This window comes from Saccharophagus sp. K07, assembly GCF_014336955.1.
Taxonomy (GTDB): Bacteria; Pseudomonadota; Gammaproteobacteria; order Pseudomonadales; family Cellvibrionaceae; genus UBA5868.
The window spans coordinates 432853-447462 of record NZ_QRAI01000004.1; the positions used below are offsets into that span (position 1 = coordinate 432853).

General features: G+C 47.8%; 13 protein-coding genes. 12 read left to right on the plus strand and 1 reads right to left on the minus strand.

Going from position 1 to position 14610, the window contains the following annotated elements; all coding sequences use genetic code 11:
• Positions 1-33: 33 nt before the first annotated feature.
• The 3 genes from DWB84_RS14310 (at position 34) to DWB84_RS14320 (ending at position 2877) form a co-directional block, all read left to right on the plus strand.
• Complete coding sequence (locus DWB84_RS14310) at positions 34-708, plus strand: formylglycine-generating enzyme family protein (RefSeq protein WP_187410482.1); 675 nt, start codon at positions 34-36, stop codon at positions 706-708.
• A 164-nt stretch (positions 709-872) separates the two neighbouring features.
• On the plus strand, positions 873-1883 hold the full coding sequence (locus DWB84_RS14315; RefSeq protein ID WP_187410483.1) for an ADP-ribosylglycohydrolase family protein: 1011 nt from the start codon (positions 873-875) through the stop codon (positions 1881-1883).
• Positions 1884-2511: 628 nt separating this feature from the next.
• Complete coding sequence (locus DWB84_RS14320; RefSeq protein WP_187410484.1) at positions 2512-2877, plus strand: hypothetical protein; 366 nt, start codon at positions 2512-2514, stop codon at positions 2875-2877.
• 214 nt (positions 2878-3091) lie between these two features.
• On the opposite strand, the gene DWB84_RS14325 is transcribed toward DWB84_RS14320, so the two are convergent.
• A complete protein-coding gene (locus DWB84_RS14325; protein ID WP_187410485.1) occupies positions 3092-4708 on the minus strand; it encodes a hypothetical protein in 1617 nt (538 codons plus the stop codon).
• Here DWB84_RS14325 and DWB84_RS14330 point away from each other — a divergent pair.
• From DWB84_RS14330 to DWB84_RS14370, 9 genes are all read left to right on the plus strand, one after another.
• Positions 4698-5024: a hypothetical protein gene (locus DWB84_RS14330; protein WP_187410486.1), complete on the plus strand. Its 327-nt coding sequence runs from the start codon at positions 4698-4700 to the stop codon at positions 5022-5024. The genes DWB84_RS14325 and DWB84_RS14330 overlap by 11 nt on opposite strands.
• A 543-nt stretch (positions 5025-5567) precedes the next feature.
• A complete protein-coding gene (locus DWB84_RS14335; RefSeq protein WP_187410487.1) occupies positions 5568-5975 on the plus strand; it encodes an Hsp20/alpha crystallin family protein in 408 nt (135 codons plus the stop codon).
• Positions 5976-5985: 10 nt separating this feature from the next.
• On the plus strand, positions 5986-8445 hold the full coding sequence (gene lon / locus DWB84_RS14340) for an endopeptidase La (protein ID WP_222868196.1): 2460 nt from the start codon (positions 5986-5988) through the stop codon (positions 8443-8445).
• A 119-nt stretch (positions 8446-8564) separates the two neighbouring features.
• Positions 8565-10019 (plus strand): TrkH family potassium uptake protein, encoded by a 1455-nt coding sequence (locus tag DWB84_RS14345; protein ID WP_370589723.1) that lies wholly within the window; start codon positions 8565-8567, stop codon positions 10017-10019.
• A gap of 57 nt (positions 10020-10076) precedes the next feature.
• Complete coding sequence (locus DWB84_RS14350; protein ID WP_187410488.1) at positions 10077-10262, plus strand: 2-hydroxymuconate tautomerase family protein; 186 nt, start codon at positions 10077-10079, stop codon at positions 10260-10262.
• 34 nt (positions 10263-10296) lie between these two features.
• On the plus strand, positions 10297-10524 hold the full coding sequence (locus DWB84_RS14355; RefSeq protein ID WP_187410489.1) for a hypothetical protein: 228 nt from the start codon (positions 10297-10299) through the stop codon (positions 10522-10524).
• A 248-nt stretch (positions 10525-10772) separates the two neighbouring features.
• Entirely contained in the window at positions 10773-13052 is a 2280-nt protein-coding gene (locus DWB84_RS14360) for a CotH kinase family protein (protein WP_187410490.1), read from the plus strand.
• A 63-nt stretch (positions 13053-13115) separates the two neighbouring features.
• Positions 13116-13931, plus strand: coding sequence for a polyphosphate polymerase domain-containing protein (locus tag DWB84_RS14365; RefSeq protein WP_187410491.1), 816 nt, complete (start codon positions 13116-13118; stop codon positions 13929-13931).
• On the plus strand, positions 13925-14491 hold the full coding sequence (locus tag DWB84_RS14370; RefSeq protein WP_187410492.1) for a DUF4956 domain-containing protein: 567 nt from the start codon (positions 13925-13927) through the stop codon (positions 14489-14491). Before DWB84_RS14365 ends, DWB84_RS14370 begins: the two co-directional genes overlap by 7 nt.
• Positions 14492-14610 lie beyond the last annotated feature (119 nt).

Consider the following 14610-nt stretch of genomic DNA (forward strand, 5'->3'; position numbering starts at 1 on the left):
TTAGGATCAGCCTGAAAAGATGAGTGATTTGAAATGAATAAGTTACAAAAAAAATTTTTTGACGAGTCTTTTGTCTTGATTCCAAGTGGAAGCTTTTGGATGGGATCTGACAACGGTCTGCCGCTGGAAACTCCCGTCCATAAGGTGGAGATTGATAAAGATTTCTATTTGGCGTCTACGCCCACTACACAACGATTATGGCGCTCTGTAATGGGAAATAATCCTTCCCATTTTCAATCCGGTGATTTGCTTCCGGTCGAAAATATCACTTGGCATGAAGCCTGTGAGTTTTGTGAAAAATTCGGAAAGTCAATAGGAAAAATAGTCCGTCTGCCAACAGAAGCAGAATGGGAATACTCATGCCGCGCCGGGACAACAACGGAATTCTATTGGGGTGATGAGTCGAATGCGACGATTGATTATGCCTGGTTTGATTTGAACAGCATGGACAGCACGCAGCCTGTCGGTCTTAAAAAGCCCAACAATTTTGGGTTGTATGACATGGTGGGTAACGTTTGGGAGTGGTGCCTCGATTTGTGGGCCAGTGATTATTCGCAAGATCCAGTGCCGTCCAAGATCGGAAAAAGATCTATTCGAGGTGGCGCCTGGGATATGGATGTATTTCGTTGTCGTTCTGCATACAGGTCCAGCGAGGGTGAGGAGATTTCAACAAAGAAAATCGGATTCCGCGTGGTAATTGAAATATGATTACTGTCTATTTAATGCGCTAAAAATGTCTCGGTTTACGAATCGGCTGAGGCTGAAGTTTTAATTTGCCCCGGAACAAAATTTGATGTTGTAGAAAAGAAAAAAAGTGCGGATGGCAACTGGAACATTAAACTAAGAGAGAAAACCTAAACTGGAGGTGTGGGTTGGGTGACGTAAGCGACAGTTTACAATTTCCGATGATCGATGACCGATTTTCTGAGGGAAGCCGGGTAATTTCACCTTGGGTTAACTCATATCTGAATTTTCGAATGCAAAACCCGGATCCTAGTCTGGCAAAGCAGTACTTGGATTCAATTGGTCAGAACTCATCAGAAATTGCCTCAAAATATAGAGGCTGTCTATTAGGGCTTGCTCTGGGAGATGCATTGGGAGCCACACTGGAGTTCAGTGAAAGGGATGCTCTGCCGCGAGTTACTAATTTAGTTGGCGGCGGTCCATTTAATCTCAAGCCTGGGGAATGGACCGACGATACAAGTATGGCATTATGCCTAGCCCATAGCTTGTTACGAAAAGAGTACTTTAGTTCTTATGATCAGTTGGAACTTTATACGTTGTGGTGGAAAACGGGACTATTTAGTGTAAATGGTCACTGTTTCGATATTGGTAATACCGTATTGCGGGCACTTGAGCAATTCGAGTTAACCAAAAAAGCTAATGTCGGGGATCCAAGTCCTCAAGCAGCGGGTAATGGTTCTTTAATGCGTGTAGCTCCGGCCGCTCTATTTTTTTTGGGAGATCCGGAGGCTTGTGTTAAAGCGTGTGGAGCGAGTTCTAAAACCACTCATAAGGCTCCCGAAGCTGTTGATGCATGTCGATATTTTGGTGGGCTGATTTTTGGAGCCATTTTAGGTTATAACAAGAAAGAGCTAACGACCGAAGTCTTTGAGCCTTTTCCTGGCGCATGGGATAGCGAACCATTGCAGCCATCTATAGTTAACGTAGCTCAAAATGCCTATAAAAAGTCGAGAAATGAAATTAGGTCCACGGGTTATGTGATAGATACACTGGAGGCAGCGCTGTGGGCATTTTCTAATAGCACAACTTTTGAAGAAGGGGCTATTCTAGCTGCCAATTTGGCAGGAGATTCTGATACTGTCGCGGCAGTGTATGGTCAGTTGGCTGGCAGATCGTCTACTCCGCTATGGGGTTTGTGATATCCCGCCGTTAATTTTCAAAAGAAAAAGTCCGTGAAATGTTGACTAATCAAAACGCTAAAGTTGTAACAGAATATGGGGTTAGGACTTAGTTGAAAGTTGTGTGCGCTCATATTGGATTGCTCTGGTGTTAGATCTTTGCATCAAATGTCTTCGGAAAAGACTGCATCTGCTCCGATCCACGGACATTTCTTTCTGCTTGCTCAGCAACTCAAAAAAATCAATTTCAACGAAAAACCGACTGATTATTTTTTTCGGCGATTTGATCCATAGAGGGCGCGAGTCTGATCAAGCCCTGGAAACGGTTAGCTAAACCGTGATTTTTCGTCATTCAAAGTACAGTTAGAACTAATCTAAATCCCCAAGTGTGATATTTAATTGCGCTAATGTCTCAAAGAATATGGAAGCGACCCCCTCGATTCGAAATCAAATCTGGTGCGTTTGGTGTCAAAAAATCCAAGGAGGGGACGATGGTATCAGCTGGAGAAATGAAAGTGGGGGCAGGGATGCTTATAAGGCGCTGTCATTATAAGCCGACCGATCAGCACAATGACCAGTTATTAGTGAGTTAAAGGAAAGGGGGCTGGATGCGACCAAAACAAGAGAATAGGTTACTCGAGATTAGTGTATGCAGGAGGTAAGTGAGTACAAGATAAATGGTGCGGAAATAAAGCGCGCAAAAAATGGTCTTTTAATTTTAGTTTTTTCATCAAAAACTATCTCCGATGCGCAGCTTAATGAGCTCAAGGAAATTAAGGAAGATTTCTTCTTGGTTTTTTATGGTTGTAATCTTTCAAGATCAAATATAGATGTTTTGATTTGTCTGGGAGTTATGGAAATAGGAATTTTTCATTCTTCATTCTGTGATGCAGACTTTATTGTCCTGGTTCAATCAAAGAATTTGCGGTATGTGAAGTTGCATGACACTTCGGTTACTCTGGCGTGCGTTGAAGAAATTAAAAGACTTAGGCTAGATTTAAAGGTATTTTTCTGACGGTTCAGAATTTTGTTGAGTTAATCGATTGAATTGCAATGCGTCACTGCTTTAGATGATGAGGGTGATACAATTGTAATTCGCACGCGTCGCAATTGGATAATTTGCATTCCCTAAACTGGGGGCGATTTCAGTGGAGTGTGGTGGAGTTTCCTTAAATAAAGAATCATGAAAAGCTGCATCGGCGCAATATGCGCCGATGCAATTTTGATCGTCAATCAACTTTTCGGAAGGTAACCGAGACAGTACAGTCTTCCCGAATTGGTGCCGTTATATAGATACTGCCATTCAATGCGCCACCACATCCTTCCACGCTATCCACCTCATGACCGTCTTTTGGAGTTAAGGTCAGTTCACGAGTGATACCGAAGTGTTCGTAGTCCATTGAATAATCTACATACCCTTCACCTTCACTGACCACCGACATTGCCGCAGGAGATGTGTTTAAGAGCCGGAATTCAGTACCGGGTATGCAATCCGCGCCTTCGGCATATTTACAAACCAGAATTCCTTTTTCATCATGTTCAATCAATTCAATGATCTGATTGGTTTGGCCTTCATTTAAAAGAATCTTGCCGTCAACGATCTCGAAAGGTTTCACGTTTGGATCTTGGTAGTCGATGTAGGTTTGGATGGCATCTGAAATGAGTAATTGGTTTTGGGAAAAAGACCATACGCGATAACCACTTGATATGGCTTCGTAAAAGTTGGTGGTTGCGTAGTTGTGGATCCAATCGCCAAATGCATTGAGAGGGGATATTTTTTTAGCTAACACAAGTGCTTGGTTAATCCAGCCAGGATTAAACTCGTCGATTCTAACCATCCAGTAGTCATTTCCTGATTTGCTGACGAGTTTTAATTCTTGTTTTGCGTTCGCAGCACAAGGATAGAGACTTAATGGATTGCAAAAATCTTTCCAACCGAATTCCCCTTGCTCATAGGCTTGCCATGCTAACGATTGTCGGTCGGCAAGGTAATGCCAGATATTTGTCCAGCCAGCGAAGGCGTATCGTCGGAAATGATCACTGGTGAACATAACAACCTGGTCTTCGTATGACCAAATGCCCACCCAATCCTCTTCCGTGAATGTCGCTGGATCATCCCCTTTGATAATTAAACCAGCGCTAAGTGTTTTATAGCCTTCTGCGTCATCTATGCGAATCCAGCGATATCCCGCATCAAGCTTATCCAAAACATACAGATTGGCTGAGTGATTGATGTTGCCTTCAACCTGAGTAAGTTTTAGATAATTTGGCTGAATATCCCAGTTTGCCCAGTCTTGAACGGCAGAGTCTTCGCTCAAGGATATTTGGCTGGCAGTGCCATTTGTATCAATGATGAGTTTTACGACATTATTTCCCTGATCGTAATACCAAGTACCAGAGCCGAATGCGCTTGGGCTTGGTGTGGTGGCAGCGTCTATCAAGGGTTCATCGTACACCGACGATTTATCGACCAAGTTTTCGTAGTTGGCATTATAAGGTTCAAACCGCACTGTCGGTTGCCATGCCAGTGTTGGAGTTTCAGTTTCGATCAACGGAAGTGATATCTCTAAGGACTCCAGAACCAAATCACCGACTACATTCTCTTGTGACTGACTGTCGGTCACAAGAAATTCTGGCAAAACGACTTCGTTTTTAATGACTATATCAGCCACGTCAATCGCTAGATGATCGCCTGCGTCTATCCATGTAAATGTGGTCGCCGCAGTATTGGTGATTAATTCCCCAAACCCTTCTTCTTTAAATTCTATGGCGACAGGCGTTATGAAATTCCCCAGTTGAACTCGCAGATTTGAGAAGTGCAAGCCGAGAGGAATATTGCCATCCAAAATTGTAACCCTGGCATCTCCTGAGCTAGAAGACGAGGAGCTGCTGGAGCTCGAAGTCGATGACGAAGAACCGGACGCGGATGATGAAGCGCTTGAAGATGAACTGGATGAGGAGGGATTGGTTGAAGGGTTTGGCTCGTCACTGCTGCAAGCAATAAAAAGTAGGGACGAAAGTAAAATTAATGGCGTGATTAAACCTTTTTTCATCATTATTTCCTTGTATAGGACCCTAAGGGCGCCGGTGAAAAAATCGACGAAGATCCGCGTCGATGGTGGAAAATTCGCCTTGCCTTTCTCAAAGGTCGGTCTGATTTAAAAAATTTGCGATATGCGGGCCACATCTTACTAATAAAATTGTGGATTGTAAGCTGCCTAAATCAGCAAAACGTCATTAATTACGATGATAATCGGTTTCATGTGGTTGTTTTTTTCAAGTGGATTGTCCTATTGTTGTGTATGATTTTTGAACACGTTTGGCAAAATATTAATTTGTGAATTAATTCGCCCTATATGATTGGGGTGGTTCGGAAATTGATCGTGCAAATTCCGCGATAAGGAGAAGGGGAGAATGTGCGCGAACTGCATCTTCAGCTGGCCGAGTTTTTACCGATTTGTGTGGATTGGGATAGACGTAGAAGTCTGATGAATGCTGCCCACCGCTTAGCTAGGCAAGGTTTTCCGAACGAAATCTGGTTGATCCCTGTGGTCTGTTCCCTTGAATTCTTCCCCCACCGCTCCCATCCATTACAACGAGGCGCCTCCTGCTCTCGAACTCCGAAGGCGTCGCTCGGTCCATGGTTTTTAGTGGGTTCGCTGCCGCGGAGCGGACCTTTTCGTTGATTTGACAGGTATTTGCATCATGTCGAGACGGCGTATCGACCATATTGTGGCCCGTATGGGCACTCTGGTGAGTGGGATGCAGACGTTGCATTTCCGCTATGTACAGCACGGACGGGGAGGGTGGGAGCCATTGATGAATGTGTACCGCTACCCGGACCACTACGAGATTTGTGTTGAGCTGGCCGGGGTTGCTCCGGGTGATTTGCAGATTATTGCCGGGGGGCGGCGGGTGGCGGTTTCCGGAGTGCGGCGCTGGCCGGATTTGCGCTGTCAGCGTACTGGCAGCGAGTGTCATCGCACGACACTAATGGAAATAGAAGAGGGAGAATTTTGGCGCGAGATCGAATTGCCAGAAGAAATTGACGGCCAGAGTGCAGAGGTGCTCGCGCAACAGGGCCTGGTTTGGATTCGTTTACAACTGAAATAGGGTGGCATACGTGGCGAATGAATTTTTGACAGCGGATTCCGGTGAGAATCGAAACGCTCATGACCCATCAGGTGAATCCCACGACGTTACAAGCGTAGCGCAAGACAATACCGCTTATTTGTTGTTATCGCTTCAAGAAACCGTCATTTTCCCAGGCATGGTTATTACGCTGCCGGTGGAAAATCCGCAGGTGGCATCTGCCGTCGAAGAAACGCTGCCCAATCAACGCCAAATTGTGATTGTGGCTCTGAAGGAAGGAAAAGAAGACCTATCCGGTCCTGAAGATGTGTATGGCGTGGGCGTGCTGGGCCGAGTGGCGCAAATGATGCGGCGCAATGACACGCTGATTCTGGCAGTGGAAGCGCAAGAGCGTGTGCGCTTGCAACAATTGCATCAACGCGAAGGTTTTTGGCAGGTCAATGTCGAACATTTAGCGTCATCGTCACCGCCGGCGTCGGACCAATATTGGCAAGCTGCAGTGCGCAATTTGCGCGAATCCGCTTTGCGCTTGGTGCGTACGTCCGAATCAGTTCCCAAAGAAGCAGAGCCGGTGGTGCAGAATTTTTCCATTGCCAATACAGGTTTGTTGACCGATTTTTTGGCTGCCAATTTGTCGCTGTCGTTCGAACAAAAACAAAAATTGTTGGAGGAGACGCAAGTTGTCCGCCGTGTAGATCGTTTGCAGAAATATTTGGACGAGCAGCTGCATATCACCAGCTTGCAGGCCAAACTGCGTGAGGATGTCAAAACCGAATTTACCGAAGCGCAACGCCGCGCATTTTTACGTGAGCAATTGCGCGCAATTCAAAAAGAATTGGGCGAAGACGACGGTACGGATTCCAAAGTCGCCGATCTGGAAACCAAAATTGCCGAAGCCAAATTGCCGGAAGTTGCGCAAAAACAGGCAGATCGTGAATTGCGCCGCCTGCAGCAATTGTCTCCCTCCAGCCCGGAATATTCTGTAATTGTCGATTACCTGGAGACGATTGCGAGTTTGCCGTGGTCGAAAATGAGCGAGGATCAATTGGATTTGAAACGCGCGCAGGAAGTGCTCGATCGCGATCATTACGGCATCGAAAAAATCAAGCGCCGCATTATTGAATATCTGGCGGTGCGTAAATTAAACCCCAGTGGCCGCGGGCCTATATTGTGTTTTCTCGGTCCTCCCGGTGTGGGTAAAACCAGTTTAGGTCAATCCATTGCGACCGCGTTGGGGCGCGAATTTATTCGCATAGCGCTTGGTGGGGCGCGGGATGAGGCGGAAATTCGCGGCCATAGGCGCACCTATATAGGTTCAATGCCCGGTCGGATTATTCAAGAGCTACGGCGCGCCGGTACGCGCAATCCGGTAATTATGCTGGATGAGTTGGACAAACTCGGTGCGGATTTCCGTGGCGATCCGGCGAGCGCATTATTGGAAGTGCTCGATCCGCGTCAAAACCACAGTTTTGTCGACCGTTATTTGGATTTGCCGTTTGATTTATCGCAGGTGGTGTTTATCGCCACTGCCAATATGATCGAACCCATTCCTGCACCACTGCGCGATCGTATGGAAGTGATTCGCTTGGCCGGTTATACGCCGGATGAAAAGCGCAATATTGCCGAGCGTTATTTAATTCCGCGGCAGTTGCAGGAAAACGGTGTGACGGAAGAGCAATGCCACTGGACAGCGGCGGCGCTGAATTTGGTTATCGACGGTTATACCCGCGAAGCGGGTGTGCGCAATCTGGAGCGGGAAATCGGTTCCGTGATACGCGCAACAGCGGCGAGCATCGCACGCGGTGATATCGAAAAAGCCGTCATCGATGAAAATGCCGTTAAAGAGGCATTGGGCCCCGTCCGCTTCGAAAGCGAAAAGAAAATTCGCCAAAGTGCGCCCGGTGTGGTCAATGGTTTGGCCTATACCCCGGTGGGTGGCGAAGTGCTGCATATCGAAGCCATTCGCTATCCCGGCAAAAGTCATTTCACTCTGACCGGCCAGTTGGGTGATGTGATGAAGGAATCCGTAAAAGCGGCGGAAAGTCTGGTGCGCAGTCGCGCCGACAAATTGGGCATCAATCCCGAGGATTTCGAAAAATACGATGTCCACGTTCACGTGCCTGCGGGGGCGATTCCCAAAGACGGTCCATCCGCCGGCGTCGCCATGTTTACGGCCCTGGCTTCTCTGTTTGCCAACCGGCCCGTCAACCATGAGGTGGGCATGACCGGCGAGATCACGCTGCGCGGCCTGGTATTGCCCATCGGTGGGTTAAAGGAAAAAACCTTGGCGGCGCTGAATGCGGGAATTAAAACCGTGTTGATTCCGCGACAAAACGAAAAGGACATTCCCGAGCTGGCCGAGCAGGTCAAAACCGGATTGACGATTATTCCAGTCGATACAGTGGATGAGGTTCTGCAACATGCGCTCCTGCCAGCGGAGCCACAGATGATGTCCTTCGAATCGGAAAGCTGGCCACAGCACCCGCACTGATCTCTTAGTTTTCGACTCATGAGAGCCCTCCAATCGGAGGGCTCTTTTTTTGTTGCCCCCTAAATCCATTGATCCCGATATAATGCGCGGCACTGCCGAATTCAGGGGACTTATCATCAGTGATCAACCTGAGAGCCACGCTTTATTTGTTGGCCTTTCCTGTTGGATTTATGGGGCTTGTGCAAGCGTGTTTCGCTCTGTTGTCGTGGGCAGTGTTTGGCGACCATAAAGAATTGGTGTTTGCCATCCCCGCCGCGATCATGCTCGTGTGTGCCTTCGCATTTTTTACGACCTCCCGCCGCTCAGTGGAGCTTCAAATCGGATTTCGCGACGCGCTGCTGTTTGCCACCTTTACCTGGATCATCATGAGCTTCCTGGGCGCAGTACCTATATTGTTCATCACCGGCGTGTCGTTTACTGATGCTGTGTTTGAAGCAGTAAGTGCCCTGACAACTACTGGCGCTACAGTGCTCATCGGCCTGGATTCCATGCCGCGCACATTTTTAATGTATCGACAATTCTTGCAGTGGATGGGCGGTTTAGGCGTGGTGATTTTTGTGGTAGCTGTACTGCCTATGTTGAACGTCGGCGGCATGAAGCTATTAAAAGCGGAGGCACCCGGCCCGGTAAAAGATGAAAAACTTTCGCCCCGCATTGCCAGCACAGCGCATTATTTGTGGTTTATTTATGTGGTGATTACGCTGGCTTGTGCGGCGAGCTATTTTGCCGCCGGTATGAGCCCCTACGACGCCATAGCACATGCATTTTCCACTGTATCCACCGGTGGCATGTCGACCTACGACGTAAACTTCGCGCGCTTTAATAGCCCGTCGATAATGGCGATCGCGGATGTCTTTATGTTGCTCGGCGCAATCAGCTTCGCCTTGCACTTCAGAGTCATTCGCGGCGGCAGCCTTAAACAATACTGGCACGACGAAGAAACCCGCGTGTTTTTATTGATCGTGCTGATACTGTCGTTTTTTGTAACTCTGGTGTTGTGGCAAGCGCAGCTCTATGAGAGTTTTTTTACGACCTTGAGCCAAGCGACATTTCAGCTCATCGCGTTTATTACCAGTACTGGGTTCGCCGCAAGTAATTACACCGATTGGCCCATGAGTGTAGCGCTGGTGTTGGTGGTTGCCGGTTATTTGGGGGGCTGTGCAGGTTCAACAGCGGGGGGTAACAAAATCATCCGCAATATTTTGTGCGTCAAGCTGATTGGTCTGGAGTTAAAACGGCTGATGCACCCGCGTGGAGTTTTCACCGTGAAATATCAGGGGGCCCCGGTAAGCGCACCTATATTGAGCGCCACTATTGCGTTTATGACGATTGCGGCGTTCAGTAGTGTGGTGGTTACGATTTTATTGATGATAACCGGGCTGGATTTTTGGAGCGCACTGACTGCTGCCGCTGCATGTTTGAACGTGCTCGGTCCCGGGTTTGGTCATGTCGGCAGCAATTTTATTCCGGTAAGTGACGCAGGGACCTGGATTTTATCCGGTGCTATGGTGTTGGGTCGCTTGGAATATTTCACCGTTATCGCACTTTTTTTACCGACCTTTTGGCAGCGTTAATTACCGATTCTTTGTAGCGTTTATTTATTTCTTTCGTAGCTTTCGAGGTTAAACACTATGCCCATTATTCGCGTGGAATTGCTGGAGGGGCGCACTCTAGCGCAAAAACAGGAACTGGCTGAGGTGCTCAGTCGGGAAACCGCTCGCATAGCTGATTGTCGTTTGGAATCTATCACGGTCGTGATCGACGAAGTCAAACGAGAAAATTGGGCGGTGGCCGGGAAATTGCTGGCGCAAAACTAGCCTGGAATTCACCAACACTTGAGGAAATCAAAAAATGTCGCTGACTCTCGTCGATCTATCGCTTCTGATTCCCCTGGTTAAGCAAGAGCTCGGTGTGCTCAATGGCTTGGCAAAAGGGCAGGATCACCAACTCGCGCAGGACGCTTCCGAGCTGTCAGCGCTGTATCGCCAAACGGCGGAAAAGCTCAAAGAGGAATATCAAACCTTGTGGTGGGAAGGTAGCGACTTTCCATCCTACGAAACATTGATTCGCGAACTCTAAAACCTCCTTTCGCCCCTTCCATTTATAAACCCGTTCTCTTCATGCGACCTGGTGCGCCAGGTCGGTATGGCGTCACTTTTCACACCCGCCTTTGGCAACAGGTCACATATTTCAATTGTATGACAAAAAAATGACAGCATTTTGTCAGTTTTAGCCTAATAATGCGCCCGTATTTGGGGTATAAGATCCCAAATAAGATTTATGCCTGGCAGATATGATGTCTGATAAAACAAATTAGGGGAGTGTTTATGAAAAGACTTACCGGCGCCACTTTATCCTTGGCCGCCATCCTATTAGCCGCTTGTGGTGGGAATCCAGGTGATGATGTCGGTAGTTCATCCAGCTCCAGCTCAAGCAGTTCTTCATCGAGTTCATCATCGAGCAGCAGCTCATCCAGCAGTTCTTCCTCTAGCAGTTCTTCCAGCTCCACATCCGGCGCGCCTGTACGGCTGGATACCAAAGTGGATTTGCCGGCCGAAATGCGCATTTCTGCGGATGGTCGCCAATTAGAGCGCGGCGGTTTTTATACCTCTAAATTTTTCGATGAAACCAAGCTGGAAACGGTTTACATCGATTTCCCGCAGCAGAACTGGCAACAGCAATTGCAGCAAAACTACGACAGCAAAACCCAGATCGGCGCCACGCTCCGTTATAAAGACAAAGTGTTGGAGCAAGTTGGTGTGCGCTACCGCGGTATGACCAGTTACTCCATGGCAAACGAGAAAAAATCCTTCGATATCGAGTTGGATTGGAAGATCGATGGTCAGGACATCAACGGTTACAACACGTTTAAGCTGAACAATGGCTACGAAGACCAATCCGCCATGCGCGAAGTCCTGTATTCAAATCTGGGACGCAAGAACATTCCATCGGCAAAAGCCAATTTTGTTAACGTCGTCATCAATGGCCGCAATTTTGGCGTTTACTCCAACGTACAAAAACTCAATAAGGACCATGTGAAAGAATGGTTCCTGGATAAAAATGCCACCCGCTGGCGGGCTGAGTCACCCAATGGTGGCGTTGGTGGTGGCGGCTTCGGCGGTTTTGGTGGCTTCGGCGGTTTCGGCGGCTTCGGTGGCTTCGGAGGAGCTGGTGGCGGCTTTGACTTCGGCTCAATTTTTGGCGCTGGTACCTCTTCATTAAATAATTTGGGAGCCAATGGCAGCGCTTACGAGAACGCCTACACGCTCAAATTCTCCAACGTCAATAATCCTTGGCAGGATTTGGCCAACGCAGCCTACACCATGGGCACAGCGTCACGTACATATTTGATCGAAGAATTGAGTCAGTACATGGATATTGACGGCGCGCTCTGGTTCTTGGCGACCGAAAATATCTTCGCCGACGATGATGGTTACATCAATAAAGGTGGTATGGACTATTACGTGTATTTCGATGTGGCGACCGGTCGCATTGTGCCCATTGAATACGACGGCAACTCCGCTATGCACGCGCAATTTGCGACCAGCTGGAACCCTTTGTTCAAAGTTAACGACACAAAATATCCGCTGTTGAACGTATTGCTGAATATTCCAGAATTGCGTGAGCGATATTTGGCGCACTACCGCACCATTATGGAAGAAGCGCTTAATCCGACAATTGCGAACGCCAAAATTGATCAATATTCCCGTTTGATCGATTCGTCGATGGCTGCTAATGCGGTGCGTCAATACAGCTACTCTCAATACCTGAACGGTGTGCAGGAATTGAAATCGTTCATCACGAATCGTTATCAATATCTGCAGAACCATTCTGAATTGCGTGGCGCTAACGTAACCATCAGCAATGTTTCCGATACAGTGGATCAAACGGGTCGCCCGAATGACCAAGCGCAGGTCACTGTGTATGCGAACGTGACTTCTGATGCAGGTGTGCGTGCGGTGAATTTGTATTACGGCACGGGCTTAATGGGCGATTTCGCCAAGGTTGCTATGACATCATCCAACGGCCGCTATACCGCAACAATCCCGGCATTCCCGAAAGGCACATTTGTTCGCTATTACATTGAAGCGATTGCCAATAACTCTGCTGGAACTGCGGCTTACAGTCCAAAAGGCGCAGAAAACGATGTGTACATTTATCAGGTTTTGGCGGCGGATAGTGTATCCAGCCCGGTTGTGCTCAATGAGTTGATGCCATCGAATAAAGTCACCATGGCAGATGACAATGGCAATTTCAGCGATTGGATTGAGCTCTATAACAACTCTGATCAGCCAGTGGATTTGACCGGTTGGTACCTGACAGATGAAGACACCAAGCTGACGCGCTGGGCATTTCCATCCGGCACAGTAATTCAACCGCGAAGCACCTTGGTTGTCTGGGCTGACGATGCTGCGTATCCCGGTTTACACGCAAGCTTCAAGCTGAGTGCATCTGGCGAAACGATTTATCTGGTTACTCCACAAAAACAAATTGCCGACCAGGTAACGTTCACAGACGCGCAAACCGATTACAGTTACATCCGCTCGCCCAATGGCACAGGTGGATGGACCTGGACTGATCGACCCAGTTTCAATCGAGCTAATTAATAAACCAGTTACCACTGAGCCTTAACCGGCTCAGTGGTTTTATTCATTTTGACGGGTAGCAATATGCCGTTTTCGTCACTCAGTAACCAATTGTGGGATTTTGATTCACACGGTCTTGCCGATTTGGACAAGGCATCTTTAATGAATCGGGTGGATACCAAATTTGTGGTTCCCACAGAAGATCTGCCGGAAATGTTGCGGCGCCTTCAAGATCAATTTTCGATTCTGGAAATCAACGGTAAACGTTGTTTCCACTACCACAGTATCTACTACGATACGCCCGATTATCTGTTTTACAGCATGCACCATAATCGCCGCCTCAACCGCTATAAGGTTCGGGTGCGCCATTATGTTGATAGTGGAACCAGCTATTTGGAGGTGAAATTTAAAAATAACAAAGGCCGTACAGAAAAAAATCGCGCTAAATTGAAGACTGATGATTTGGTACGGATGCAGGATCATGAGTCGTTTTTGCAGAAACACGGAGTTCCGCATATATCCAGTCTGGTGCCTGCGCTGGAGAACCAGTACTATCGCATCGCTTTGGCCAGTGAAGAACGCGCCGAACGTTTGACGATCGATTTAAATCTCACGAACCTGCCATTACCTGCTTGGCGCGAGCCACAGCAGCAGACTTCATTTGCCGTTTTGGAATTGAAGCAGGCGCGTATCGATCGCACGTCGCCATTTTTTGCTGTCGCCAAGGATTTGCGCTGGCGCCCCAGTGGCTTCAGCAAATATTGCATGGGCCTGGCGTTGGCCGGTTGTGTCGAAAGTGTTAAATACAATCGCTTCAAACCGATCATCCATAGGCTCAAGCGCACTTGCTCCGTTAACACCCATGTTCCATCAACACCTTTAGAGAATGTTTCATGCTGAGTTACGATTTTCTTATACGCTACGTCATTTTGTTGGTTGGTAGTACGATTTTGCTGCGCGGAGTTTATTTCCGTGTATCGCCAAACCGTGACGCCGTGTTCAGCTTTTTTCTCTTCGTCAACGGCGTATTTTTCGTCACCTATTTGTTGTCCGGCATTGAACTCTCTATGGGGTTCGCGTTTGGTCTGTTCGCTGTATTTGCGATGCTGCGTTACAGAACCGAGCCGATCACCATTCGTGAAATGACCTATTTGTTCGTTTCCATCGGTGTGTCCCTGATGTGTGCCGTCGCCAAATTGGAATACTGGGAAATGGCGGCCTTGTTGGCGTTGGTCATAGTGCTTGCCTCCGTCGGCGAAACCCGCCTGCTTGCGCCACGCATCGTCGAAAAGAAAATTACTTACGACAAAGTTGAGTTGATCAAGCCAGAGCGTTATGACGATCTCGTGCAGGATCTGCGCAGCCGCACCGGTTTTGACATCATCAAAATCGAAGTCGGTATGATCGACTATCTCGACGATAGCGCTCTTCTCACAGTCTTCTGCCGCGAAAAACGTTAAGTTCATGGCAGATAAAAAAAGCGGCTATATGCCGCTTTTTTTATGTTTGATCCATGGCGCTCACCCCAGTCCTCTCGCTCTGGGAGATAATCACGGTCAATTTATTTCAGCGCTAGATT